This is a genomic window from Agarivorans albus (assembly GCF_019670105.1).
Classification (GTDB): domain Bacteria; phylum Pseudomonadota; class Gammaproteobacteria; order Enterobacterales; family Celerinatantimonadaceae; genus Agarivorans; species Agarivorans albus.
This window is the reverse complement of the sequence record NZ_AP023032.1, coordinates 1,924,936-1,951,619: the sequence shown is the minus strand read 5'-3', so window position 1 is coordinate 1,951,619 and position 26,684 is coordinate 1,924,936. Positions and strand designations below refer to the sequence as shown.

Below are 26,684 nucleotides of genomic sequence, written 5' to 3'. Positions count from 1 at the left end.
TATACAAAACTAAATACTAGTTTAAATCGATAGCTTTAACTAGCTCAGCGATAGCATCCCAGTTTTGTTCTTTGATTAGATTCGCTGGAACCATCCAAGTACCGCCACAAGCAAGTACAGCATTAATGCTTAGGTAATCGTTAATGTTCTTAACCGATACACCACCCGTTGGCATAAATTTAACTGGGTAAACCGCCGTTAACGCTTTTAACATGCCTACGCCGCCTGAAGGCTCTGCAGGGAAAAACTTCAAGGTGTCTAAACCCATTTCCATCGCTTGCTCAACCAATGAAGGGTTATTAACACCAGGAATAATCGGCATGTTACGTTGCTGACAGTAACGCACAGTAGTTGGGTTGAAACCAGGGCTAACCACAAAATCAACACCTGCTTCGATAGCCTGATCAACTTGGCCACTGTTTAATACTGTGCCCGCACCAATTAGCATGTCTGGGTAGGCTTCGCGCATGTTAGCAATTGCTTGAGCCGCAGCTGGCGTGCGGAAAGTAATTTCAGCACAAGGTAAACCATTATCTACCAATACTTTTGCCAATGGCACAGCATCATCTGCGTTATCAATAGCGATAACAGGAATTACTTTAAGCGCTTGAAGTTGTTCATTTAAGTTCATGTTTTGTTCCTAGTTCTTACACCGCATCTGCGGTAAATAATAGCTGAATCTTTGGCATATGTGCGGCGTCAATTACTGCGCCTTTATGCTGAATAACTGTACCAGCCACTTTATGGCCAGTTAATGCTGCTTGTTCGGTATTTGCACCGTGTAAACGAGCAACCAAGTAACCTGCAGCAAATGAGTCGCCCGCAGCATTGGTATCAACCACATTAGCAACTTTTGTAGCTGGAACACTAATTGCGCCGTCTTCAGTAACGATTAAACAATCTTTACTACCGCGCTTAATCACTAATTCGCTAACACCTAGCGCTAAAGTACGCTCTATGCATTGCTCTATATGTGCATCATCATAAATCTCTTGCTCATCATCAAAGGTGAGCATAGCAGTATGAGTGCAGGCTAGAACTTTGGCATATGCGTCGATAGCTTGTTGCTTACTTTGCCATAAAGCTGGGCGGAAGTTGTTATCAAATACAACTTTCGCCCCGTTGTTTTTACACTGAGCTAAAACTTGGAAAAGCTTCTCTTGAGATGCTTCTGGCAACACTGCAATGCTAATTCCCGACAAGTAAATTACATCGTAATCAGTCAGCTCTTCAATTAAAGCGTCACTAGCGCGCTCTAACCAAAACTTAGCAGCGGAATCGTTGCGCCAATACAAAAAGCTGCGCTCGCCAGTCTCATCTACCTGCACCATATAAATACCAGGTAACTTGTCTTCTAAACGTTGTACCAAGTGGGTATCAATATTGTCGGCATGCCATGTTGCGATCATTTGCTCGCTTAAGGCATCGCGGCCAAGTGCGGTAACATAGCTAGCTTTGGCATTTTGGCTAATACGCGAAAAATAAACCGCTGTATTTAGCGTGTCGCCACCAAAGCTCTGACGCAGGCCATTTTCTTGTTGCTGCAGTTCTACCATGCATTCGCCAATAAAGGCGACTTTTAACTCAGTCATGAATGTTTCCTCTTAAGACAAGAAGTCCTCACGCGGTGGTGAGAAACAATCTACTAATACGCTACCTTCTTCCAGCGCAACTGCACCATGCATGAAAGTACGCGGGGCGATGTAAGCATCACCTTTCTTAACAATTCTTTTTTCGCCGTTGATTTCAGCTTCAAAGCTACCTTCAGCTACGTAACCAATTTGGTCGTGAAATTCGTGAGCGTGTGGAGCACCAATAGCGCCCTTTTCAAAACGTACGTGAACAACCATTAACTGGTCTGTGTGACCCACAATTTTACGGGTAACGCCATCGCCAAGGTCATCCCAAGGAGTTTCTGCTGAATTAAAAAATGCTGTCATAATGTTTCTCGTTATGGTTAGTTTTCAGTTGTGCTTAAGGTAAATCCTTCTTTTACCAAGGCGAGACGAGCTCGCCTTGGCTTAAGCCTCTCGCGTTTATTCCGTTATCGCTTCTGTGTCTAAGTTTTTATTTGGTTTTCTAGAAGCTTGTACCAACAAGATCCCTGCTACCAATACTATGGTTCCGCACAGAACAAACAGTGCTCGACCGGAAATGTCATTTGGAATCAATGCCATGGTGATGATACCGAAACCAGCAACACTAATTAGGTTACCCAACATTGAACGCTGTTTAGTATCTAGGTTATGTTGCTCTTCAGTGTTTGCATGTACTGGAGTATTCCAATCGCGGAACAGCTCAGCTACTTCAGCTTCACGCTCTGGCGTACGCCCTTTAAAGAACAAGGTTGAGCCAATAAAGAAGCCACCGGTAAATATGACGTGTGCAGCTAGGCTAAGTCCTACTTTCAGGTCAGCCCATTCACGACCAGTTAGGGCTTGCTCTAAGCCAAACCAGTTTTGAATGTCGTCGGAAGTTAATGCGATACCAAATACATAAGACACCACACCACCAACTACTAAGGTTGCCCATCCTGCCCAATCAGGCGTATTGCGGATCCACATACCAAGTAGCACCGGAATCAGCATTGGGAAGCCAATCAACGCGCCAATGTTTAATACAATGTCAAACAGGCTTAGATGACGTAGCGAGTTAATAAATAGGCCAATCGAAATAATCACAAAACCCATGAATATCGTTGCGGCTTTACTTGCAACAATAAGCTCTTTTTCGCTGGCTGCTTCTTTACGTAAAATCGGTGAATAGAAGTTACGAATAAAGATACCTGCATTACGGTTAAGACCCGAGTCCATAGAGCTCATCGTAGCGGCAAACATTGCCGACATTAACAAACCCACCATACCTGCTGGCATAACGTTTTGAACAAAGGCTAAGTACGCTGCATCGCTGCCACCTACGGTGCTATAAGCTTCCGCAAAGTCAGGCATAAAGGCATTTACATACCAAGGTGGTAAGAACCAAATAAGCGGACCAACAATCATCAACACACAAGCTAAACCAGCAGCTTTACGTGCGTTATCACTGTCTTTGGCACATAAGTAGCGGTATGCATTAATGCTGTTATTCATTACCCCGAATTGCTTCACAAAGATGAATACAATCCACAATAAGAAAATGCTCACATAGTTAAGGTTACTGCCCATCACAAAGTCGCCATGGAAGTTACCAATGATGTTGGTTAGACCGCCACCATGGAAGTAAGCAGCAATAGCACAGGTAATTGTTACCGCCATTATCACTAACATTTGCATGAAATCAGACGCAACAACCGCCCAAGAACCACCGGTTACGGCCATTATCACCAATACTACACCGGTGAAAATAATCGTGGTTTCCATAGGAATGTTGAAAACAGCGGCAACAAAAATTGCCAAACCGTTTAACCATACACCGGCAGAAATCAAACTGTCGGGCATGCCTAGCCAAGTAAAAAATTGCTCAGAGGTACGGCCGAAACGTTTTTTAATCGCTTCGATTGCGGTAACTACGCGAAGTTGTCGAAACTTCGGAGCGAAATAAATGTAATTCATAAAGTAGCCAAACGCGTTGGCTAAGAACAAGATAACGATGGCAAAACCGTCGCTAAATGCTTTCCCTGCTGCTCCAGTAAAGGTCCATGCTGAAAATTGAGTCATAAATGCTGTCGCACCTACCATCCACCACAGCATTTTACCGCCGCCTCTAAAGTAGTCACTGGTGGAAGATGTAAAAGTACGAAACATCCAACCTATCGCAATTAAAAATACGAAGTAGGCTAGTACAACAACGATATCAATACTCATAGCCGCCTCTGAAGGTCAAAAGTTAAGTGTGAAATAATTAAAGCCAGCTAAGTGTATTACAAATTAATTATATTGTAATACAAAAACACTTTATGTGTGATGAAGATCCAATTATTTTTTGCTTAGCTTGTTTTGATTAATTTTAAGGCAAATCCAGCCTCATGCTACATAGCTTCAACAACTAAGCTACAATGCTGTAGAACGAATAAACAGCAAAAAGATATATTGTGAGTAAGTTCACTTTTTTACCTGATTATGCTGAATTCATTTTTTATTTGTATTACTTTATATCAATAAATTATGTGTATGAGGTTTCAAATGCTTGCGAATTTAAATGCAGTGTTACTAGACCAGCAGGAAATTGCTGAAATTAGCCAACAGCTAAACACCAAAAGCTTAATGGGTTTAAGCTTAGCCAAAATGATTAGCGAAACTCAGGCTTATATGGCTAAGCCTATTGAAGTACCCGGCCATGGCGAAGCGGGTGGTTACGAGCACAACCGTCACAAGCAGAACTACCAGTACATTAATCAAGCGGGTCGCTTATTTCTTATTACCGGTGAAGAGCAATACGCCCAATACACTGCAGACATACTGACTGAGTATGCCGACAAGTACCTAGGCTTTGGCTTTCATATTCAACGCAATACCAACCCACCGGGGCGTTTGTTTCACCAGATTCTTAACGAACACGTGTGGCTTCTGTATTCAAGCTTAGGCTACAGCTGTATTAAGCACTGGTTAAACGAAGAGCAAGTTAAACATATCGAAAGCCAACTATTTCAACCTATGTTGGATATGTTTACCGACAAATACGGTTTTGATTTTGACCGCATTCACAACCACGGCCTTTGGGCAGTGGCAGCGGTAGGTATTTGTGGTCTAGCCATTGGCAAACCAGAATATGTAGAAATGTCGGTACATGGCCTAAAAGGTGACGATGTTACTGGTGGATTCTTAGCACAAATTAGCCAACTGTTTGCGCCATCAGGCTACTACATGGAAGGGCCTTACTACCATCGTTATGCGATTCGCCCACTGTGTTTATTTGCCGAAGTGTTGCACCGCCATCGTCCAGAGCTAGACATCTTTAACTACAAAGACCAAGTGATTGGTAAAACCATTAAAGCGATGTTAGCTACCGCCTACCCTAACGGTGTGTTCCCGGCGCTAAACGATGCCTCGTTAACAATGGACATTAAAGATCAAGGTGTAGTAGTGGCAGTGAGCTTAGCTTACAAACACTACGGCCACGATGAAAAACTGCTTGGCATGGCTAAAATTCAGCAGCAAGTTTGGTTACATGGCTGCGGCGCGGCCTTATCAAAAGCTTACCAAGACTCAACCAACACAGCCCTTCCTCACTGGCCAAGTGTTGAGTTAAACGAAGGTCCAAATGGTGATCGCGGCGCACAAGGCTTTGTTCGTATGCAAAGCAAAGACGGTGACGTAAGCCAATTGGTAATGAACTATGGCCAACACGGCATGGGACATGGTCACTTCGACACCTTAGGCATTAGCTTCTTCAACCGTGGACAAGAGGTACTTAAAGAGTACGGATTTGGCCGCTGGGTAAATGTAGAACCTAAATTTGGTGGTCGTTATTTAGATGAAAACAAATCTTATGCACGCCAAACCGTTGCTCACAACGCAGTTGCTGTAGACCAAGCTTGTCAAAACAACTTCGATGTAGAATTGGCAGACAGCAAACACGGCATCCCGCACTTCTTCGAAAGTAGCAACCAAGATCTACAAGCGGTAAGTGCCTTTGCTGAAGAGTTTTACCCTGGCGTTGACCAACAACGCAGTGTAGTACTCATTAACGACGACGCACTAGAAGCACCGCTATTACTAGACGTGTTCCGTTTGTCTAGCGACACCGAACATAGCTACGACTACGCCCTACAATACCAAGGTCAAATTGTACGTTGTACAAGCGATTACCAAACACATAAAGAATTGGCACCAATGGGTGACAACTTTGGTTACCAACATTTGTGGAACGAAGCGCAAGGCAAAGCCTCTGAAAACAATTTAGTAAGCTGGCTACAAGGCAATAGCTACTATTCTTGGATTAGTGCCAGCGAAGCAAACGACGAGCTCTTCTTCACTCGCGTAGGCGCTAACGACCCAGAGTTTAACCTGCGCAGCGAAACCAGCTTTATTTTACGCCGCCAAGCTAAATCTACGGTATTTGCTAACGTATTAGAAACGCACGGCTACTTTAACGAAGCTGTAGAAGCCAGTACTAATGCTCGCGGCAAAGTAAACCAAGTGACTGTAGTTGTAAGCAACGACATTGGCAGCGTTATTGAAGTTAAAGGTGAAGGCATTGATTTCACCGTAATGCTTAGCAACCAACGCGATGTAAGCGCTGAAACTCAGCACACTATTGAACATAATCAACAAACTTATTGCTGGCAGGGATCTCTGGCGTTAGAAAAGAACCGAGGTTAACCATGACTTACCAACCATTATTGATAAGCTTTGAAGAAGCAAAAGAGCTAGCTAAGCATCTAAATACCGATTCGCTGATTGGTCAATCTATCGCGGCAGAAGTTGCCGCACTAGAAGCCTACATGCCTTTAGGCATTGAGATCCCAGGCCACGGTGAAGCAGGCGGTTATGAGCATAACCGCCACAAGCAAAACTACATCCACTTGGATTTAGCTGGCCGCTTGTACCTAATTACTGAAGACCAACGCTACTTAGATTATGCACGTAGCATGCTGGTTGAATACGCCAAGGTGTACCCTACTTTGGAGCTAAACACTAGCCGAGACTCAAACCCACCAGGGCGTTTATTCCACCAAACATTGAACGAGAACATGTGGATGCTGTACGCCTCATGTGCTTATTCTTGCATTCGTCATAAGTTGGCAGAAGACGAGCAAACACTGATCGAAAATGACTTATTTAAGTTAATGATTGAGCTGTTTGTAGACGTGTACGCCCACGACTTTGATATTGTGCACAACCACGGTTTGTGGGCAGTAGCAGGTGTTGGTATTTGTGGTTACGCAATTCAAGACCAAGCCAGCGTAGATAAAGCCTTGTATGGCCTTAAAGGTGATAGCGTAAGCGGCGGCTTTATTGCTCAGCTTACTCAGCTGTTTTCTCCTGACGGTTACTACATGGAAGGTCCTTACTACCACCGCTTTTCGTTGCGCCCAATCTTCTTGTTTGCCGAGGCTATTGAGCGTCGCCAACCAGAGATTGGTATTTACCAACTAAAAGATCAGGTTATTAAAACTACAACCTACGCAGTAATGGCTACCGCCTTTCCTAATGGTGTATTACCTGCACTTAATGATTCATCAAAAACCATGGACATTAACGACGAAGGTATTTTGATTGCTACCAGCATGTGCTTTAGCCGTTACCAACGTGACGCCAACTTAGTGGCTATGGCCAAACACCAAGCTAAAGTTTGGGTGCATGGTTCTGGTGCCAGCCTATCGGATGCGAGTGAAAATGCTGCAAGTATTGGTGGCTTTAACTGGGGCAGCTTAGTATTAACCGATGGCGCTGAAGGCGACCGTGGCGGCGTAGCAATTTTGCGCCACCGTGATGCTCAACAAGACGACAGCATGGCGCTACTTTGGTTCGGCCAGCATGGTAGTGACCACAAACTTCACTCAGCCTTAGACCATGGCCATTTTGACGGCTTGCACTTCAACCTATTTAATCGTGGCCAAGAAGTATTGCACGACTACGGCTTTGGCCGCTGGGTAAATGTAGAGCCAAAATTTGGCGGCCGTTACATTCCAGAGAACAAAAGCTACGCGAAGCAAACCATTGCTCACAACACTGTGGTTGTTGACTACCAAAGCCAAAACCAAGGTGATACCGCCACCGCAGAAGAAAAATGGGGCGAGCAGCACTTCTTTGTAAGTGGAGACAACCAGCTACAAGCAATGAGTGCGTTTGTACGCAACTACTACCCTGGAGTTGATCAACAACGCAGTGTAATCATGTTTGAAGCAGAAGGCTTCGCTAAGCCTTTGGTATTGGATTTGTTCCGCTTAGTAAGCGAGCAAGAGCATAACTATGATTACGCCCTTCACTACTCTGGCCAGTTTATTCGCAGCGACTTTAACTACGAATGCAATGCACGCCTTAAGCCTTTAGGCGAAAACAATGGTTACCAGCACCTATGGCATCAAGCAACAGCAGAAGTTGAAGGTTCAAGCCTAATCACTTGGTTGCAAGGCAACAGCTATTACACAATGGTTAGTTCTGCGGTAGCAAATAGCCAAGTTATTATGGCGCGTACCGGTGCAAACGATCCAGATTTCAACTTGCGCAGCGAACCAGTATTGCTGTTACGCCAGCAAGGTAAAGATCACTTGTTCGCCAACGTATTCGAAACTCACGGCTACTTTAATGAAGCGATTGAAGCGAGCACCGAGGCTCGTGGCCAAGTAGTTTCGGTTGAAGTATTGGCTCACAACAAAGTGGCGTCAGCAGTGGCGATTCACTTGGTGTCTGGCAAACAGATTACCGTTTGTGTTTCTAACCAAGCAAACGTGAAGTCAGATACTCAACATCAATTAGAGATTAATGGCGAAACCCTACGCTGGAGTGGCGCTGTTCACATAGCTTAATACTCTCTATCTTTATAAAAGCCTCGCTATGCGGGGCTTTTTTATTGCCTCGCGTCAAGCTCATACTGCTCTATCAACATTCTGCTGTAACAAAATATTCATCTATCGCCATCCCCTACTCTGACAAGCTTGCCAAAGTTGATTAATTAACAAACAAGTAATTTAACCCAAATGGGGAATGGTCGTGAATTATCAGCTTAGGTTACTCTTTCGTCATACCTAATTAGTAACAGACTTGATTTAGGTAACTGTTTAACAAGGATTGTTATCAACGAATAGAGGTTAAAGGAATGACGATAGTATTAACGCTTTCTCTACTAACACTAATTATGCTTGCACCGATTAAATTGGGCACTCAAGTGCTCAAAATTGAGCGCTCGGGAATAGATGTTTGTTTTGTTGCTGTAATTGCTGCAATAGCCGCTACAGCGTTTACCGAAATGGTTATTGGCGAGGGGCTCTTCCCTTCTTTAGTTGCTTTAGTTATCACTAGCATTCTATTCTCTTTGGTCTTTCGAACCACGGCTGTAGCGGGTTTTGTATTAGCGTTATTGTCTACCGCAATACAGTTTGCCTTTGCGCTAGGCCTTGTGGCCTTAGGTGTTGTTATTGCTTATAGCATCTCTTAACTAAACCACCAATCCCCCAAAGGGCGCTTTTGCGCCCTTTTACTTGCGCCAAACTAAATTAACCCACAAAGAATTTCTACTAGGTTTACTCGCTTCTTTTTCTTTTCCCCGCTAACATAAAAATGTTAAATCATTGATCTAACGCTAGCTTGCTAGTTAACAAAGATTTTCAGGGACGGAATGAAGAAAACAGTACTTAGTATCTTGCTGCTATCGCTATCAAGTACTAGCTTGGCAGAGCAAGACGGTGGTCCTCGGATAGTTGCCTATCGCGATACCTATATTTTGCTAGGGAAATACAACCCTAACCCACCAAGTTTAGGTGATTACTCCTCAGTATTAGCCACCAAAGAAGCCGAAAATGGCAGAGGTATCGACAACCTAGAAACCGAATTTCAGATCAGTGGCAAGCTCATCGTAGCTGAAAACCTGTTAAGTGATAGAGACTACTTTAGCATTGCCTATACTCAGCAAAGTTTTTGGCAGGTATATAACAAACCCTTCTCGTCCCCATTTCGTGATACCAATTACGAGCCCGAACTCATTTACACTTGGCGCCCCGATCAATTTAGCATTACTAAAAATCGCTGGTTGTTGCGCGCAGCCAGCCTTGGATTTAGCCATCAAGCAAATGGTTCTTACGGTGATTTTGATCGCTCCTGGGAAAGAATATACGCCCAATTTGATACCTCTTATAACGATTGGTTAATCACCTTTAAACCCTGGATCCCAGTAGGCCCCGAAGTAAACAACGGCGGTGACTTCACCGATTATTATGGTTACGGAGAACTGACTGTAGGGTATTTATTTGGTGATAATCAATGTAACCACCGCATCACAGCAATGGGCCGCAATAATCTGCAATCAGATAATAAAGGCGCTATAGATTTGCGTTTTGCTTACTGCATTAGCCCTGCATTTTCTCTTTACGCCAAGTATTTTAATGGCTATGGCGAGTCAATGCTTGACTACAACATCCACAACCAGTCTTTTGGTTTAGGGGTTGCCCTCAACCGGATCGGTGACCGTCGTGAAATGATGTCTACCAGCAGCCAATGGACGTTTGCCGGCATGAGTATGTTTAGAGATAACTATATTCTGCCATTTAAATATAACCCCTCCCCTGCCATCCCTGATTTAGCTGGAGGTGTGCCCGGTCAACAACCTGAAAAAATGGAAGTAGAGTTTCAGTTTAGTTTCCGCCTCACGCTTCCTTTCACGCTATTTACCGATAGCGATAATTTAAGCTTTGCTTACACTCAACAAACCTTTTGGCAGCCTTATGAACGTTCAGGAGATTCGATTCGAGAAACCAACTATGAACCCGAGTTTTTCTACCAATGGAATAGCCAAGCTGACCAAAAATCACAATGGTCGCCTGAATGGCTGCGCTTTGGCTTAGTGCACGAATCAAACGGACAAACACAAATACGCTCGCGCTCATGGAACCGAGTGTACGCAGAATTTGGCTTTGATGCAGACCCGGTAAGCATCGCGATTAAGCCATGGTATCGATTACCAGAAGACGAGTCTGAAGACGATAACCCTAACATGGAAGACTACTACGGCTACGGTGAGCTAACGGCCAAATGGCAAATAAATGAGCGCCATCGTTTAAGCTTTTTAGGGCGGAATAACTTTAAAAAAGAGAACAAAGGCGCTTTAGACCTACGCTGGTCCTATGGTATAAGCCAAGAGTTAGCACTCTACCTTAAGTACTTTAACGGCTATGGTGAATCCCTAATTGATTACAATAAACATAATCAAAGCTTGGGTATTGGTTTTGCCATTAACAACTAGTGGCTTTACAGCAACCACCGAAAAGAGCGTTTTAAAAAGTTAGTCGCATCTTCGTGAATAATTTCACCATGCGACATCACTAAGGTATCAGCTTGCCAGTTGAGTATCTGGGTTAAATGTTGACGTGCTTTGGCTTTACCAAACATAAAGCTAAGCCGCCAATCTAGCGGCATTTTTCCATTTGGCGCCACTATTCCGGTTATCTTAGCCAATATTCTTTGCCACCAATTAAAACCAGCTGGATTAAAGTTCTCAAGTAAGTCGGTAACAATTAACACACCTGATGAAGGGTGGTAAAAGATGCATTCTTGCATCAGTGGAGAACCGGTAAAAAGCACTTGTTTTATCTGTTGATGCCAAGGCCACACTTCACTTGAACTGTTGGTTAAAGCGCCATCAAAATCCAAATCATTACGCTTAATAATTAATTGTTCTGTGCCATACAAGCGAGCATCAGGGAACTGCTGTTGCCAAGGCTCAATAAACAGATGATGCAGATGGTTTGGCGCGACCAAATACTTAACCTCTCCTAGCGAGGCTATATTTGTTAGCAAGTTATCGTTTAAGGCTATTGGGCTGTGGATCCACAACTGCTGATTATCCAGGCGGATAATAGTCATACGGGTAGAATACGGTAAACCGAAAAAGGGAACACTAGGCCCCTCTACAACCCAAACATTCTCGGCAAGTTGTTGCATTGTACTCCTTTTCACTACGTACTATCTCTATAGTTTGTCCTCTTCTAAACAAATAAGTTCTTGAAAGAATGAAATAAAAATCAAGAAAGTCACTTAAAGAGGAATTGGAGAGCAAATTATAGATAGAGAAAAGCTGTCCGCCACATATAAGCGCCAACAGTTTCATAGCTTATCAGTGGGGAGCAAACTCTTTGTCGTGGTTTAGTCGAGCCAGTGTTGGTTATTCGTCTACTTTTGGTCAACGCTGTCTGAGGATTCGTTAGCCGATTTTGCTTCTCTAACCAAAATACGCGCAGGATTGCCTACTGCAACAGCATTTTCTGGTACGTCTTTAACCACAACAGCACCAGCGCCAACAGTGACATTGTTACCGATGCTAATATTACCCAAAACAACAGCACCAGTAGAAAGCCTCACTTTATTACCGATAACCGGGACACCGGCATCACTACTTGCTCCGCCTTTAGCGCCCACTGTAACCCCATGGTAAATAGTTAGGTCATCACCATAATGCGCTTTTTTATTTAGTACGATATTGCCAAAGTGAGGTAAAAATAGGCCTTTACCGATTTTTGCCGCGCGAGGAATTTGCACCCCCGAAACAATACGAATAACTTTATAGAAAGGAATAGATAATAGCTTTATTAAAGGATTTTTATGAGTGGCTAAGCGATAAAACAAAACAATAATAAAGGTACTTCTTAACAACAGCCAAAGCCAACGCTTTATTAACGAATACTGTTCAAGCTCATGCTCTACTACATAAACAGAATAATCTTGTTTTAACTCATCCATGAATCAACTCACTTAGCAATTGAAGAAATATGAGCTCCAGCTCGCACACAATATAACTCAGTTAGTTAGATGTTGTTGCATACTTTATGCTGGAATTAGAAACAAAAATGCCGACAGTATAACTGTCGGCATTTAGCAATTATCAGAGAGGTAATACTAAGCAGCGTTATCAGAAGGCAAACGGTGATTACTGTTATTTAGCAAGGCTAGGTTAGCTTCACGCGCTTTTTCTGCATTGCCAGCCATAATCGCATCATAAATAGCCTTGTGCTCATCAATACAGGTGCCACCTTCTTTTGATGAGTGGTCAATAAATCCGATAAACATGGTGCGCAGTACGTTAGCAAAAGGAATATAAAAGCTATTACCGGTAGATAGGAATACCAAACGGTGGAACTCCATATCTACGTCTGTCCAAGAAGTGTCTTCATCAACCCCGGTAGCAACATCGAACATCTGTTGAAAAACAGCCGACAAGCCCATACGCTGTTCAGCAGTAGCATTTCTTGCCGCTAAGGCAGCTGCTTCTGGCTCGATAGCGCGGCGTAAAGCCAAAAATTCTTGATAAGCTTGTTCGGTATTGCTTAAACCCATCATCCAATCAAGTAATTGGGAGTCTAAAAAGTTCCAGTATTCGCGGTCACGCACACGCGTACCAATTTTAGGCCGAGACTCTAATAAACCTTTAGAGTTAAGCAATTTAATCGCTTCACGTAATGCAGTGCGGCTTACACCAAATTGTTCGCATAAGTCGAGTTCGCCAGGAATAATGCTGCCCTGTGGCAAGCTTCCCGACAAGATGCCCCGGGCAATCTCTCTCGCTACTTGCAAATGTAGGCTGCGAGACGCACCTTCTATTTGCATGAATTCGTTAGACATAAAATAACCTTAATCAAATATTGTGTTAGCAATAACCAATCCGCCGGATTTATCATTGCTAACACAACTCATTCTACATTTAGTATGACTAATACTACCCTATTTGTAATAGACCAGATACAAAAAAAGCCGTCAAATGTAGGCTTGATCGCTATATTTGTAACACTTAAATACTAAAGTCTTAGCTCATTGCCAAAGAAAGAACACCCGCTGAGTGCTTTCAGCTATTAAAAAAGCCACACTTAATGTAAGTGTGGCTTTGCTATTCTAAAGCGCTAAACGCAGCAATTAGATACCTAAGGCTTGTCCACCACCAATCTGTACAGTTTCAGCGGTGATGAATGAGGCGTCTTTGCTGACCAAGAAAGAGATAGTTGAAGCAACTTCTTCTGGTTGACCTAAGCGGCCTAGTAGAATGCTATCTTTCCAAGAAGCAAATACTTCAGGCTTGGTTTCTTTGATTTGAGCATGGAATGGCGTATCAATAGTACCAGGAGATACTGCGTTAACTCGAATACCAGCTGGCGCGAGTTCTTTTGCTAATGCGCGAGTTAAGGTATGTACCGCACCCTTAGAAACGCCATATATGCCAGCACCCGGACCACCGGCATTCCAACCAGCATTTGAGGTGAAATTAATGATTGAAGCATTTTCACCTTTCTTCAAGAATGGAATTGCAGCACGCGATACAAAGAATGCACTATCTAGATTTAGGGCCATTACAAAGCGGTAGAACTCAGTGGTCATTTCTTCCATAGGGCTACGACCGCCTAAGCCACCGGCGTTGTTTACAAGCACGTCAATTTTGCCAAACTTTTCACCAATTTTGGTCACATTGCTAGTAACTGCAACTTCATCGGTAACGTCAAAGCTATAGTATTCTGCTTCAATACCTAATTCTTGTAATTGAGCGACACGCGCTGCGCCGGCTTCATCTTCGATACCGTTCAAAACAACGGTATAGCCGTCTTCACCTAAGCGTTTTGCCACTTGAAAACCAATTCCACCGGTTGCTCCGGTAATTAATGCAACTTTATTAGACATATCTACACTCTCAATTAAAGGTTAAGTAATGTTAGAGAGCCAACGGCCTCTTTAGTAATACAAATAGATTACACCCTGATAATTTGTAATACAAATACGCAGATCACATTTTAGAAGTTATAGCGTAGGCCTATGCGGCTTCTTAACTCTCGTTGGCTAGATTGATCGGAAACTGAAACATCACCAAACTCTAACCACGGCGTCCAACTGCCCATGCTGTAATGAATGGTAAAGTTGTTTTCATAATTAGTTCGGCCATTGTTATAGAGGTGATATTCAGAATTGTCGGAGTAGTAATAGTTACCCTCTAGACCAAATGTCCATTGCTGATACTTATACCCAATGTTGGCGGTATAGCGATGGCGATACTTCTTAATATCTTCTCCCGGTTTTACGTCAAGTCGGTAACGACCACTTAATGACAATCCCTTTACCTTTTCTGGGGTGTAGGTCAATCGGAGTTGCGGTTTGTAGGTAGCACCGGATTGACCAAACTCTATAGGCATACCAGGAATTAGCGCCCATTCATCGTTAATTTTATAGCGGTAGCCAAGGTCGATTTCAGATCCGTTTGATTGTAAGTCTTCCATGAATTTGCCCTCTTCTCCTTTAAATTTAAGCTCTAAAGCCATAGAGAAATTATTTTCAAAGGTATGGGCCATCTTTACTCGGCTAGCATGCTGCTTGGTATCGCTTTTGTACTCATGGCGAAAGTCTACTGAAGTCGCGAGAACGTTCGCACTCAGTAAACAACCACCACTAAGTAACATTGCTAGACTGCATGATTTCATGTTTATAACTCTACATTGAACATAATAATTTGTATTACAATATCATTTTAATGCATTTTATAGACTAAACCGTTCAAAATGTGATCATCAGCATTACTGTTGAAACAAAACGTCTAACAGATCACCTTTTACAGCCCATTAATTCGATAGTTGATTCAAATGCAAAATATAATATGGCAAGAAAGGCGGTAGGCGACATTGCTAACTTAGGGTGCAGCTATATTGCTTTACGAAGTGTTAGAACGTCTTGATAGCATGTAAACCTTCGAAGGCGACACATTTACTTTTAGAAGAGCGTTTACTGAAAAGAAAAATGCACCCTATAAGGTGCATTTTAGAACTGCTATTGTTAGCGATTTACAAATTCACGACTATTGCATTACAACTTGCTTGCTGGTCGGCGATGTTTCCATTTGTATCTAATTGAGCAATAGTGAGTGGTTGTATAAGGCCGAAGTAGAACTTTTAATAAACCCTCACATACTAAGTAGCGAGGGTTTATTGATTAGCAACAACTAGTTAGCAGTAAAGCCAAATGCTTCTGCTCGCGCCGCAACTTCTTCAGCTGTTAGCGTTGATAACCAGAACGCTGCATTATCAATTGCGCCATCAAGGTTTTTCTGCGAGCTGTTAGAACCACCACCGATGTACACTTTGTCACCTTCTTTGGTGTTTGCAATGTAATCTGTGATTTCAGCAGTACCTTCAAGTACACCATCTACATATATGCTTGCTGTAGTACCATCGTATGTGGCTATAAGGTGAGTATAGGTATCATCTTCTAGTACTGAAGTTGCTTTAACTGATGTTGAGCCGTCACCATTATAGATACGTAACTCTGGGATCAAGGTGCTTTTGTTTACAACAACCTTCCAACCTTTATTACTATCGGTGTTTTCAAGTAGCTGTAAATCTTGGCCAAGGTCAGCATTGAAGCTGGCGCTAGTTGACTTGTATACCAACTCCATTGAAATAACGCCATCGATAGCGGCTAAAGGATCAGTCGTTGAATCCATTACCGTGTAGTGATAACCAAACAAGCCATCAGCAGAGGTTTGAGTAATAGACACCGCTGCATCAGCTTCTACTGCGCCATCAACCACAGCTCTTGCATTATCATCAGCTTTACTCATTTGTAAAACTTTTGTACCTTCAGAAGGTGCTGCATCAACGCTGCTAAAGCCCCACTCAAAATCAGCGGTTGGTCCTGTAGGCGTCTCAGGATCGGTATCCCCAAAGCCAAAGTCTTTTGCACGCTCTGCAACTTCCTCAGCTGAAAGGGTCTCTAGCCAAAATGCTGCACTATCAATAGCACCAGCTAAGTTTTTCTGAGAACTGTTAGAACCACCACCAATGTATACCTTGTCACCTTCTTTAGTATTTGCAACATAATCAGTTACTTCAGCACTGCCCTCTAATTCACCATTAATGTATATGCTAGCCGTTGTTCCATCATAAGTTGCAACAAGATGCATGTAGGTATCGTCTTCTAGTACCGAGGTAGCTTTAATGCTTGTAGAACCACTGCCATTATAGATACGAAGTTCAGGAATCAAGGTGCTCTTATTTACAACAACTTTCCAACCATTGTTACTGTCAGTATTTTCAAGTAGCTGTAAGTCTTGGCCAAGGTCAGCATTGAAGCTAGCACTATCAGCCTTAAAAGTAATTTCCATTGAAATTACGCCATCAATGGCAGCTAATGGATCTGTTGTACTGTCCATAGTGGTGTAGTGATAACCGTAAGAGCCTGACTCAGCTGACTGTTCAATAGATACCGCAGCAGCAGATTCTACCGCTCCATCAACTACTGCTCTTGGATTAGCATCTGCTTTACTCATTTGCAGCTCTTTATCGCCCTGCGCAGCATCTGCGTCGATAGCGGTAAAGTCCCATTCATAGTCAGCAGTTGGAACTTCTACACCTGGCGTTTGTTCTTTTTCTGCATCAGCAATAGCCGCTAAAATAGTTTCGTCGGTTACTTCTGCTCCAGAGTCGTTATAGTCCACTCCATTTAAAGTGTAAGTAATTGCAAGAGCACCTGCATCATCAACTACATATGTACCGTCTACATCACCATAGGCAATAGTGGTTTCTGAAACAGTGTAAGATTGAGTCGTGTAGGTGTAAAGGTCGTTAGTTTCATCGTAACTATAGATAGTTAGCACATCATCTACAAACTTATAGATTTGTGCGTATTCAGTCGACGACGTTGTGATATTCGAGGTTTCGCTAGAGATATTCCAATCGGTGTTTTCAATAGCATAAGTCGGCTCTGGTGGCGGAACGTATACTTCTGGCGCCTCAAAACAACCAAACATAAAAGTTGTGCTCATAGGGATTAGCAGCAGCTTAGACGGTTTCATTTAAACCTCCTTGTAGGTATAAATAATATTATTGTAATAGTTAAAATACTAATATTGCTAAGGTCACCCGTAGTTAAACAGTCCGAAACCTATTTAACGAAATACAACCAGATGACTTTTCCTTTCCAGACTATTCGCTCTCTTAAATGATTAGCCGGCGATAAGTTCCCATTTAAACCTCCTAACTACGGTAAAAATGATCATATTGTATTAGTAATACAAAACTATAATGTGGCAAAAGATTGTGATTGTAAAGTGACCGACTTCGCACTATTTGCGATTAATCTTTTTGGCTTCACAAGTCGTAGAATCTACATAAAAGCAGAGTGAGCGATGAAATTATTGATATTGCGAGGAACGAACTTATAGGCAAACTATAAAGCAAAATAACTGTTTAATAACTTATTAAGTAATGATCTTGAACACCACAACCCCAGTGGTTAAATTCTCCAGTTGCACCAGATATAAGTGAACACAGGTTAAAACTAGTAGGCTTGTTAACCTGCTAGTTTTGTATCGCTAGCCAAGAGAAACACTCTGGCTTAGTTCCACTCTAAACCGAAATTGGTAATACAAATATCTTGTTTGCCCGCTTAGGTTCATCGGCAGAAGGTATTTTGCTATTACTGGTTTAACGCTAACAAATTTTGTTACTTAACGCGCTTAGCTTCACTAATCTGATTGAAATGCCCCATTTCTTAAGCAAAACAAGATCAATCTCACAGACATCTGTTTAAAAAATAGGCTTTAATTGTATGACTATTTAAGCTTGTAGCTTTAATAGCAAGACAGGGTACTAGCTGTTATAAGCTAAATACGCTGCAAAAAATAATAAGAAAGATATACATCGTTAAAACCTTCATTGCACTGTTGTCGGAACTGTTGGTTTTAATAATTAAACGCGAGAATAAGGACAACATTATGATTTTTGTAGGAATATTCCTGGCATTAGTCGCCTCTTACTTAGTAATAATGGACGTAGCAGCCATACTAAAAAGTCACCATTAAGATAAAAAACATGAATAAGACTAACGTTCTAACCGACGCATTTTGTCGGTTAGAATACTTAACCAAGCGCTAAACTCCCATTCCAACACTGAATCATCTTCGTTATTAATTCTTTAAAAGCTTTCTTCAAACCAAAGATTTATACCGACTCCTGTGCAAATAACGCATACTTAAGCAATTGTTCAGACAGTATTTAGTATTATGGACTTAGAAGAAATCTATCGTCGTGACCTAAACTTACTCATAGCTTTAAAGGTGCTCATCGAGGAAAGTAGCGTAAGTAAAGCGGCTATCCGCTTGAGTCTTAGTCAATCGGCGATGAGTAGAGTATTAACCCGCCTACGTGACTTACTCAATGACCCTTTATTTATTCGCCAAGGGCAAGGTTTGGTGCCTACTGAGCGAGCGTTAGAATTGAATCAAGCCTTACAAGGTCCCTTAGAAAACCTGCGTCAGGTACTTAGCCCAAACGTGTTTAACCCAGCAGAATGCAGCCAACATTTCACCATTGCTACTACTGACTATGCAATGCAAACCATTCTGCCTTTTGCCCTAGCAAGGATTTATCAAGAAGCACCGAATATCTCTCTTGAATTTGCTCCATTGCAGCATGAACAACTCGCCCAACAGTTATCTGCAGATGGCTGCGATATGGCGATTTGTCGACCTACCAAACCAGTAGTCCCGCTTGCTAAAGACAGTTTGGGTTTAGTGAGTGTATTTTGCTTACTTGCTAAGCATCACCCATTGGCAAACAAAGAACTCACTCTAAAAGAGTATTTAGCTTATCCACACGCGATGATAGCTATTAGCGATGGCGTTAAAAGCTTGCTGGATGAAGCATTATCTGGTCAAGATAAACCACAACTATTGCTTCGCGCTTACCACTTAGAAGCGGCCCTAGCAATTAGTGAACAAGTGCCGGTGATTATCACGGTTCCCGCTGATCTAGCCTATTTAGTCGCGGAAAAGAATCAACTGGTAGTTAAACCGCTGCCTTTTGAATTTAAGCCTTTTGACTACTCACTGTTATGGCACCCACGCTGCGAGCACTCTGCTCCGCAAATTTGGCTACGCAATGTAATTAAACAAGAATGTAGCCGCTTAATAAGCAAACGAGTGCAAGACATGGGATTAGTAGAATAGGTGCTAAGCAATCAAAAGCAGAGCAACAAAAAAGCCGACCTTATAGATCGGCTTAGACGTAAATTACTAAGTTTTTAAAGCTTGATAACCACCCGCCCAGTGACTTGGCCATTCGTTATAGCTTCAGCGTATTCCGCGACTTGCTCTAATTCCACTTCGGTGCACGCTTGCTGGTAGTAACTATCTGGAAGCAACTCAGCTAAACGTTGCCACGCTTTAATCCGCTTCGCACGTGGGCAGCTCACTGAATCTATGCCTAACAAGCTAACATTACGCAAAATAAACGGCATTACCGTAGTCGGTAAATCGAAGCCGCCAGCTAAGCCACATGCGGCAACGGCGCCATTGTAATCCATTTGAGCCAGTACTTTAGCCAATACCTTGCTACCCACGGTATCAACTGCACCGGCCCAAACTTGTTTTTCTAAGGCGCGCGCTGGCTCTTCAAACACGCTACGGTCGATAATTCGACTAGCGCCAAGTTCTTCTAGTAAAGCACCATTTTGTTCTATTCGACCACTAACAGCAGCCACTTTATATCCCAGCTTAGCAAGTAAGGTAACGGCTACTGAGCCAACGCCACCACTGGCGCCTGTAACCAGGATTTCACCCGATTCTGGCGTAATACCGGCATCAACTAAGGCTTGTACACATAACATAGCAGTAAAACCAGCAGTACCTACCATCATGGCTTGTTTACCACTTAAGCCCTCAGGCAGAGGAACTAGCCAATCTGCTTTTAAACTTGCTTTTTCTGCCATTCCACCCCAATGGCCTTCACCAACTCCCCAACCGGTTAACACCACTTTGTCACCAGCAGCGTATCGAGGGTCGTGAGATTGCTCAACGGTACCGGTTAAATCAATTCCGGGCACCATAGGGAAATTGCGAACAATTTTGCCTTTACCGGTAATGGCTAGGCCGTCTTTATAGTTAAGTGAGGAATAATCAACTTTTACAATTACGTCACTCTCGGGCAAGTCGGTATCATTAAGTTGGCGAATGCTAGAAGTGGTTTGTTTCTCAACTTGATCGAGAACGAGTGCCTTAAACATAGTAGAGCTCCGAGTTAGTAAGCAAAATTTACAAATATCAGTGTAGCCGCTCTAGCTTTATGTATTAAATGAATTTTTATCATTTAATACATGTACAACACTCATAATGACTAAAGTTTAGTCGCTGCGCTACTCCGCATTCCTAAGTTAGCAGGCTTACTTGAATAAGCGAGCTATCTAATTGAGCAAGCTTTTGTTTTGCTAATCGAATGCACTTACCACAGGTGCTACCCAACTGCTTTGCTTGTTTTAACTGCTTAACCGTTTTTAAGCCTTGCACATAACTAACTGTCAATGCTTGATCGTTAATCTGTTCACATAAACACACCCACATAAGTTTGCTCCTGTATTCAAAAAACTAAAGCAACAGTAAATTAAGGCTAACTGGCTAAGCAGTTACACACTGGAGCGTTAAGCAGAACGCAAAACCGGAGCTAGGTAACTTTAGGTAACAAACAGCCAGGTAAGAAGCGTTAACTTATTGTATTAACGGGAGTAAACCGTAATTTACTCAACACTTAGATGTTTGCATAAGAGAATGTGTCACTCAATGTTTACTGAGACATCATCATGCAAAGCGTACAAATTCTGATTTGTTTATCACTGTTAGCATTAGGACTAAGTAAGGGTTTGCAAGCGCAACAATTTGCAGATTTGTCCAAACAGGTTTCCCCTTACAACCACAAACCCTTGCTGAGTGATGTCGATGAACTAAGCAATTATCAAAGCATGAAACGTTACTTGTCGGTAAATCATGGCTTAGACTATCAAATCCAAATTGCGCCTATTGCCCAAACCGACGGCCATGGACATAACTACCTTGATAACGAAACCGACCTGATTATCACCAAGCGATTTTGGGAAGACCAACAAGGTTACGGCAAGCTAGTGTTTGCCGGCGTGATGGTTAACATGCTTAACAACAGCTATACCCGAAAATTTGCCGACGATGTCGGATTAGGGCCAAGTCAACCAAATGGTGGAATGACAGGACCAGACCAAAACATCACCGCAATTAACGGCTTATGGTGGGAACATAGCTTACTAAACCATGGACTCACCTATCGCCTAGGACACCTTTACACCACCCGACTATGGGCAACCAACAAATATCTAAGTGATGATCGTAGCACCTTTATGGCCTCGCCATTTTCACACCAAGGCTTAAGTTGGACTAGTGGTCAACGTGCACTAGGCGCGACATTGTCAGTTCAAAACCAATGGGCCTATGTTCAGGTGGGGTTTAACGATGCGAAACCTAACGGCAAAGATATCGACATTCGTAGCTTTAGTGATGGGAAATTTGTACGCCATCTTGAGCTAGGGCTAACACCAAGCTTTGACTTTGGTGAAGGTGAGTACAAAATCAGTCTTGCAGACATTGACGATACAACTAGCTCACACACCTCGGCAAATGAGTTAGAGGCAAATAAAGCCGGTCAAACTTTATCGGTGAGTATAAGCCAAGACTTTGGCAACCTAGGTATATTTGCTCGCTACAATCGCTCTTATCAACGTTATGCAGCAAAAACTAAAGCGGTGGCCGTGACCGGCCTAGTGATAAATGATTTGTTAGACAACCAAGATGTATTAGGCATTGGATACGCCGAAGTAGAACCCGTTGATAGGATCCGCAAACAACACGGAAACGAAAAGTCCATCGAAATTTATTACGATATAAAACTGACTAATCGCTTAAGCATTGCACCTGATATTCAATACTACTTTACCAAAGCAGCCACCAAAGGCATTAACACTGCCGGAGATACCATTTTTGGCTTACGACTTCGCTATATGCTGTAGTGCCTATAACGATACGTCGTCAGCACATATAACAATCGCCTTACCCAATGCACTGTAACAAGTTACTGGGTCTTTTAAGATGTCACTAGGAAGCTGCTGCGCCGCTTCCTTATTAATGGTGACTTCATTAAAGCCTTGTTCCGCATGATCATAAATTTCGGTGCCATCTTGCAGCGCCCAATAGATTGTTGAATCGTTAGCGCTGGCACAGATTTTTATCTCGCAAGGCATAAGCTTTATCTCATCACCTTGATAAACTCGGCACTCAAACACATCTTTACCACAGCCTGCATTCGCTGAGATGCAATAAAACAGTGCTAAAGCTATTGCGATAAGTTTAAACAACTAGTTTTCTCCCCACGGTTTCAAGAAATAGTATCACCAGAAGGTTTTATGTTCTTAAAGCTTTCTCGTGGCGCTTTAGCAGACGCAAACCTAAACACATTTTTATCGACATCGCGATGAATGGTGATATCGATATAGGTGGTTTGATTAGCAGCACACACCTCATCGATGGCTAAACCCTCAGAGCGAAACTGGGTGTTGGTGTAAAAAGAAAAGCCCTTGTTTGGTCTAGCCATCACTTGCAGTCCAAAACAGCTATCTTTAATTTGCGACATTTTGTCGGCATCAATGTAATACACCAAGCTATGTGTTGCTTTATTCATTTGCTTATCGACAAAGAAACCATCCGGTAATTGATGAGGTTTATAACCTTTACCTGCTAGTAGCAAAACATCGTAGTTTTCATTGTGAATGTGCTCGCCAGTTTGGTCTCTAACCCGCACAACCAACATGCAATATTTACCAATGGTTCGCTTTTTACCGAGCGGCACTTTGGCTTGTTCGGCTTGGCTTAACTGCGTTAGCTCAGCGCTGCGTTGCTGATAATCACTGGCACTGTTTACTTGCAAACATGCAAGCACTTGGTCAACAACGATATAATGATTAGCAGAACTCGCTTTATTCGCCATAATACCCATTTTGGTCCCTGAATGACTAAATTCACTTAGTATCCCAATAGGCACTTCTGCAGGGCGTCGAACAGGCTCAACTTCGCTAGGGTTTAGTCGATATGTTTTACCTTGAAAACCTGTCAACTGTTCTTCAGACTGCTCTAGAGCAAAATAACGGTAATTCATATTGGCACCCGCTACGCGTACCACGCCATCTGAACCAGACTCTACCAAGTAGCCATTTAAAAAATCATAGAACTTAGTATCAATCCCCTGTCCACTTAATACAAAGGGATAAAAGTTGTTGCCAACATAATCATAAGCCATACCATTTTCATTTAGCTGCCACTGACCTTGGCTACCCAGGCACAGCCAATCTAATACTCTTTGCCCTGGCTCAACACCAGCAAACCAAGACTTAATACGCCCAACCCGCTGTTTGCCTAACACCGCTAAACTAGAGCCATGGTTAGCTGGTGCTAGCATCACTAAATGCTTAAGCGGTAACGAAGCTAAACCTGCCGCACCGTAATACTTATCAACCCAAGAACGCACAACCGGCCCACCAGTAGAATGGGTAATACAAGAGAATTCTTGAATGCCTGTTTCGTTACCGGGTAAATCTAATAAGGCTTGCTGCATAGCTCGCGCGATGTCATCCATCGATACTTCATCATGGAAGCTAATGTATTTACCCAAATAGATGTGTTCTAAATCTAGCTGCAAACCTGCAGCGCTAGCTTTAGCCACTAAAGACTGTGGTAGCTCGCCGTATGTAGAGGTATTAGTTACACTCCAGCCATGCACAAAAATCAATTTCATCGTATTACGTCCATGTAATTTAAATAGCTAATTCAAAAGCTTATTTTTATTCGCAAACGATTGTTAACCGTAAGTTAAAAAAAAGCAATCTCCCTTTTACACTATTGCATAGCCTAGGTAAGCCACTAGCAAAGTGCGATGAAACTAACGAGAAAAGACGCGATGAGGCTGTAGTAGATAGTGGACAGTAAAAACGCTGTAGAGCTATGGCTTACGCAATCTAAGCACTAAGTTTTGAACACTAACGGGCGCCGGCTGAGTATAGCGCTGGACAATAAACACAATCGCGAAATTTACTAGCATTCCCAGGGCGCCAATTCCTTCTGGAGAAATCCCCCAAAGCCAGTGTTCCGAATGGTTTAGGGCTGGAAACACAAACTTAAAGAAACCCACGTAAGCCAAAGTAATACTCATGCCAATTAGCATTCCGCTTATTACCGCTGTACGCCCAATAGACTTAACAAATATACCCAGAACAATAGCCGGAAACAGCGAGCTAGCCGCCAAACCAAAAGCAATAGCAACCACTTCTGCAACCAAGGCTGGAGGGTTAATGCCTAAATAGCCAGCCGCGCAAATTGCTGCAATTGCGCAGCAGCGTGCCAATTTCAGCTCCTGTTTATCACTAAGTTTTTTTTGCCAAGTTTGCTTCACTAAATCATGTGATATCGAACTAGCAATCACCAATAACAAGCCTGCAGCGGTAGAAAGTGCTGCAGCTAAACCTCCCGCAGCAACCAAAGCTACCACCCAGTTTGGCAACTGTGCTAGCTCCGGTGAGGCCAGCACCACAATATCTTGATTAATGGTGACTTCATTGCGCTGATCTCCCGAGTAAAACAAACGGCCATCACCATTTTCATCTCGCCACTCCACCAGGCCAGCTTGCTGCCAATGAGCTAACCAGCTGGGTTGTTGTTCTTCAGCAATGCCGTTTGAATCCAAGCCGTTGATAGACTCAATAATATTAACTTTTGCAAAGGCTCCCACTGCCGGTGCTGCGGTGTACAATACGGCAATAAAAGCTAAAGCATAACCGGCAGATGCTCTGGCTTCTGCTACTTTAGCGACAGTAAAAAACCGTACAATTATATGCGGTAATCCCGCAGTTCCCATCATCAATGCAGCAGTGATAAACACTTGGTCACTCAGGTCTCGAGTGCCATTGGTAAACTTGGCAAAACCTAACTCTTCAGATAAGCCATCAAGCTTATCTAACAAGTAAACATTTGAAGCTCCACTAACATTGCTACCTAAGCCAAACTGCGGAAACACCTGCCCAGTTAAGGCTATTGATGTAAAAATAGCTGGAACCAAAAAGGCAAAAACCAGTACGCAATATTGCGCAACCTGGGTATAGGTAATGCCCTTCATTCCTCCCCACACCGCGTAAAAGAACACGATTGCCATGCCCAATAATATGCCTAAATTTACGTTCACTTCTAAAAAGCGCGCAAACACCACACCAACGCCGCGCATTTGCCCAGCAACATAAACAAAAGAAATGAACACCGTGCATATTACCGCTAGCACTCTCGCCCGCTTAGAGTAATAACGCTGACCAAAAAAATCGGCGACAGAGTATTGGCCAAAACGATGTAAGTAGGGCACTAAACATACCGCCAACAGCACGTACCCGCCTGTCCAGCCCATTAAATAAACCGCCCCATCATAGCCAAGAAAGGAGATAGCCCCCGCCAAAGAAATAAAAGAAGCTGCCGACATCCAAGTAGCAGCAGTAGCCATGCCGTTGGTAAGCGGGTGAATGCAAGCATGAGCAACGTAGAAGTCTTGGGTATTGTTGGCTTTAGCCCAAATGGCTATCACCATATACAGCGTGAAACTAGCCGCAACGAATAAAGAAGTCCAAGTTTGAATGTCCATATCTAGCGATACTTATCCTACTGGAGCTAAGATGCTGATAATCGAAAAGAGACACCAACAAAACAGACCAAAAGTTAACAAATTGTTACGCATTAACTTAGGGCGCATTTAGCCACTTGAAACTTATACTTTGGTATAGATGAGACACTCAATAGCAAAGGTGCTTTATTAATTTACAGATTCACACGTAAGCTATTGAATAGAAGTAAAAAGAAGACCAAAACCCTTCTATCATCCTTTAGTCTAAACAATGATAAACAGGGCGATGTTTCTATAAAAAAGACAAAAAAAGAGCTCTTGCAAAGCAAGAGCCAATGGAAACGTGCTTTTTGGAAACCTTCAACACTACTCCCCTCGATGCAGTGCTCGCCGACCAAAGCTAGAAGGTTCAAGCTACTAAACTAAATTAGCATGCTGATTTTGTAGGTCAACTATAAATTTTACAATTCATTAACTTTATGTGAGCAGCCTAACACGCTGAAGAAACGATGCATTTTTCGATCTCTTTTATTTCTTTAAACGTACTTTACTTAAATAGAGCGAAGCAAATCACGCCTGTTTGTTATAGCCAAAGAGCCTTGCGCGGGAATTCTTGAAC

At 42.8% G+C, this 26,684-nt stretch carries 21 protein-coding genes; 6 read left to right on the top strand and 15 right to left on the bottom strand.

The genetic code is table 11. The annotated features are described in order from the left end of the window. Window positions 1-16 precede the first annotated feature (16 nt). From K5620_RS08955 to K5620_RS08940, 4 genes are all read right to left on the bottom strand, one after another. Window positions 17-631: a bifunctional 4-hydroxy-2-oxoglutarate aldolase/2-dehydro-3-deoxy-phosphogluconate aldolase gene (locus K5620_RS08955; RefSeq protein ID WP_016403991.1), complete on the bottom strand. Its 615-nt coding sequence runs from the start codon at window positions 629-631 to the stop codon at window positions 17-19. A 16-nt stretch (window positions 632-647) separates the two neighbouring features. After that, complete coding sequence (kdgK, locus tag K5620_RS08950) at window positions 648-1,592, bottom strand: 2-dehydro-3-deoxygluconokinase (RefSeq protein ID WP_016403992.1); 945 nt, start codon at window positions 1,590-1,592, stop codon at window positions 648-650. 12 nt (window positions 1,593-1,604) lie between these two features. Beyond that, entirely contained in the window at window positions 1,605-1,940 is a 336-nt protein-coding gene (locus tag K5620_RS08945) for a cupin domain-containing protein (protein WP_016403993.1), read from the bottom strand. Window positions 1,941-2,036: 96 nt separating this feature from the next. Next, entirely contained in the window at window positions 2,037-3,803 is a 1,767-nt protein-coding gene (locus tag K5620_RS08940) for a sodium:solute symporter family transporter (protein WP_016403994.1), read from the bottom strand. Window positions 3,804-4,121: 318 nt separating this feature from the next. Between K5620_RS08940 and K5620_RS08935 the strand changes: the two genes are divergently transcribed. The 4 genes from K5620_RS08935 to K5620_RS08920 all read left to right on the top strand — a co-directional run bounded on the left by K5620_RS08935 (window position 4,122) and on the right by K5620_RS08920 (window position 10,839). Further along, complete coding sequence (locus K5620_RS08935; RefSeq protein ID WP_016403995.1) at window positions 4,122-6,260, top strand: heparinase II/III domain-containing protein; 2,139 nt, start codon at window positions 4,122-4,124, stop codon at window positions 6,258-6,260. A 2-nt stretch (window positions 6,261-6,262) separates the two neighbouring features. After that, the gene (locus tag K5620_RS08930) at window positions 6,263-8,410 is read left to right on the top strand and encodes a heparinase II/III domain-containing protein (RefSeq protein ID WP_016403996.1); all 2,148 of its coding nucleotides are present in this window, start codon (window positions 6,263-6,265) and stop codon (window positions 8,408-8,410) included. A gap of 290 nt (window positions 8,411-8,700) precedes the next feature. After that, window positions 8,701-9,039 carry a hypothetical protein gene (locus tag K5620_RS08925; RefSeq protein ID WP_016403997.1) on the top strand — a complete coding sequence of 113 codons (339 nt, stop codon included), beginning with the start codon at window positions 8,701-8,703 and terminating at the stop codon, window positions 9,037-9,039. A gap of 180 nt (window positions 9,040-9,219) precedes the next feature. After that, on the top strand, window positions 9,220-10,839 hold the full coding sequence (locus K5620_RS08920; protein WP_016403998.1) for a phospholipase A: 1,620 nt from the start codon (window positions 9,220-9,222) through the stop codon (window positions 10,837-10,839). A 5-nt stretch (window positions 10,840-10,844) separates the two neighbouring features. Here the strand turns inward: K5620_RS08920 and K5620_RS08915 are convergent, their stop codons facing one another. From K5620_RS08915 to K5620_RS08890, 6 genes are all read right to left on the bottom strand, one after another. Then, complete coding sequence (locus K5620_RS08915) at window positions 10,845-11,537, bottom strand: DUF4336 domain-containing protein (RefSeq protein ID WP_016403999.1); 693 nt, start codon at window positions 11,535-11,537, stop codon at window positions 10,845-10,847. A 228-nt stretch (window positions 11,538-11,765) separates the two neighbouring features. Then, window positions 11,766-12,332, bottom strand: coding sequence for a serine O-acetyltransferase (locus K5620_RS21805; RefSeq protein WP_016404000.1), 567 nt, complete (start codon window positions 12,330-12,332; stop codon window positions 11,766-11,768). 156 nt (window positions 12,333-12,488) lie between these two features. Beyond that, on the bottom strand, window positions 12,489-13,211 hold the full coding sequence (locus K5620_RS08905) for a FadR/GntR family transcriptional regulator (RefSeq protein WP_016404001.1): 723 nt from the start codon (window positions 13,209-13,211) through the stop codon (window positions 12,489-12,491). A gap of 288 nt (window positions 13,212-13,499) precedes the next feature. After that, entirely contained in the window at window positions 13,500-14,255 is a 756-nt protein-coding gene (locus tag K5620_RS08900) for an SDR family NAD(P)-dependent oxidoreductase (RefSeq protein ID WP_016404002.1), read from the bottom strand. A 110-nt stretch (window positions 14,256-14,365) separates the two neighbouring features. Then, window positions 14,366-15,046 (bottom strand): oligogalacturonate-specific porin KdgM family protein, encoded by a 681-nt coding sequence (locus K5620_RS08895; protein WP_040307711.1) that lies wholly within the window; start codon window positions 15,044-15,046, stop codon window positions 14,366-14,368. A 515-nt stretch (window positions 15,047-15,561) separates the two neighbouring features. Then, window positions 15,562-17,412 carry a LamG domain-containing protein gene (locus K5620_RS08890; RefSeq protein ID WP_221077471.1) on the bottom strand — a complete coding sequence of 617 codons (1,851 nt, stop codon included), beginning with the start codon at window positions 17,410-17,412 and terminating at the stop codon, window positions 15,562-15,564. 1,209 nt (window positions 17,413-18,621) lie between these two features. Here K5620_RS08890 and K5620_RS08885 point away from each other — a divergent pair. Continuing rightward, window positions 18,622-19,566 carry a LysR family transcriptional regulator gene (locus K5620_RS08885; RefSeq protein WP_016404005.1) on the top strand — a complete coding sequence of 315 codons (945 nt, stop codon included), beginning with the start codon at window positions 18,622-18,624 and terminating at the stop codon, window positions 19,564-19,566. Window positions 19,567-19,640: 74 nt separating this feature from the next. Here the strand turns inward: K5620_RS08885 and acuI are convergent, their stop codons facing one another. Then, window positions 19,641-20,621: an acrylyl-CoA reductase (NADPH) gene (acuI, locus tag K5620_RS08880; protein WP_016404006.1), complete on the bottom strand. Its 981-nt coding sequence runs from the start codon at window positions 20,619-20,621 to the stop codon at window positions 19,641-19,643. 142 nt (window positions 20,622-20,763) lie between these two features. Further along, window positions 20,764-20,955 carry a (2Fe-2S)-binding protein gene (locus tag K5620_RS08875; RefSeq protein WP_016404007.1) on the bottom strand — a complete coding sequence of 64 codons (192 nt, stop codon included), beginning with the start codon at window positions 20,953-20,955 and terminating at the stop codon, window positions 20,764-20,766. 236 nt (window positions 20,956-21,191) lie between these two features. Here K5620_RS08875 and K5620_RS08870 point away from each other — a divergent pair, with 236 nt between their 5' ends. Beyond that, on the top strand, window positions 21,192-22,424 hold the full coding sequence (locus K5620_RS08870; protein WP_040307715.1) for a carbohydrate porin: 1,233 nt from the start codon (window positions 21,192-21,194) through the stop codon (window positions 22,422-22,424). A gap of 3 nt (window positions 22,425-22,427) precedes the next feature. Here K5620_RS08870 and K5620_RS08865 read toward each other — a convergent pair whose 3' ends face one another. The 3 genes from K5620_RS08865 to K5620_RS08855 all read right to left on the bottom strand — a co-directional run bounded on the left by K5620_RS08865 (window position 22,428) and on the right by K5620_RS08855 (window position 26,086). Then, window positions 22,428-22,769: a hypothetical protein gene (locus K5620_RS08865; RefSeq protein ID WP_016404009.1), complete on the bottom strand. Its 342-nt coding sequence runs from the start codon at window positions 22,767-22,769 to the stop codon at window positions 22,428-22,430. A gap of 20 nt (window positions 22,770-22,789) precedes the next feature. Continuing rightward, entirely contained in the window at window positions 22,790-24,202 is a 1,413-nt protein-coding gene (locus tag K5620_RS08860; protein ID WP_016404010.1) for an esterase/lipase family protein, read from the bottom strand. 204 nt (window positions 24,203-24,406) lie between these two features. Then, window positions 24,407-26,086, bottom strand: coding sequence for a sodium:solute symporter family protein (locus tag K5620_RS08855; RefSeq protein WP_016404011.1), 1,680 nt, complete (start codon window positions 26,084-26,086; stop codon window positions 24,407-24,409). Window positions 26,087-26,684 lie beyond the last annotated feature (598 nt).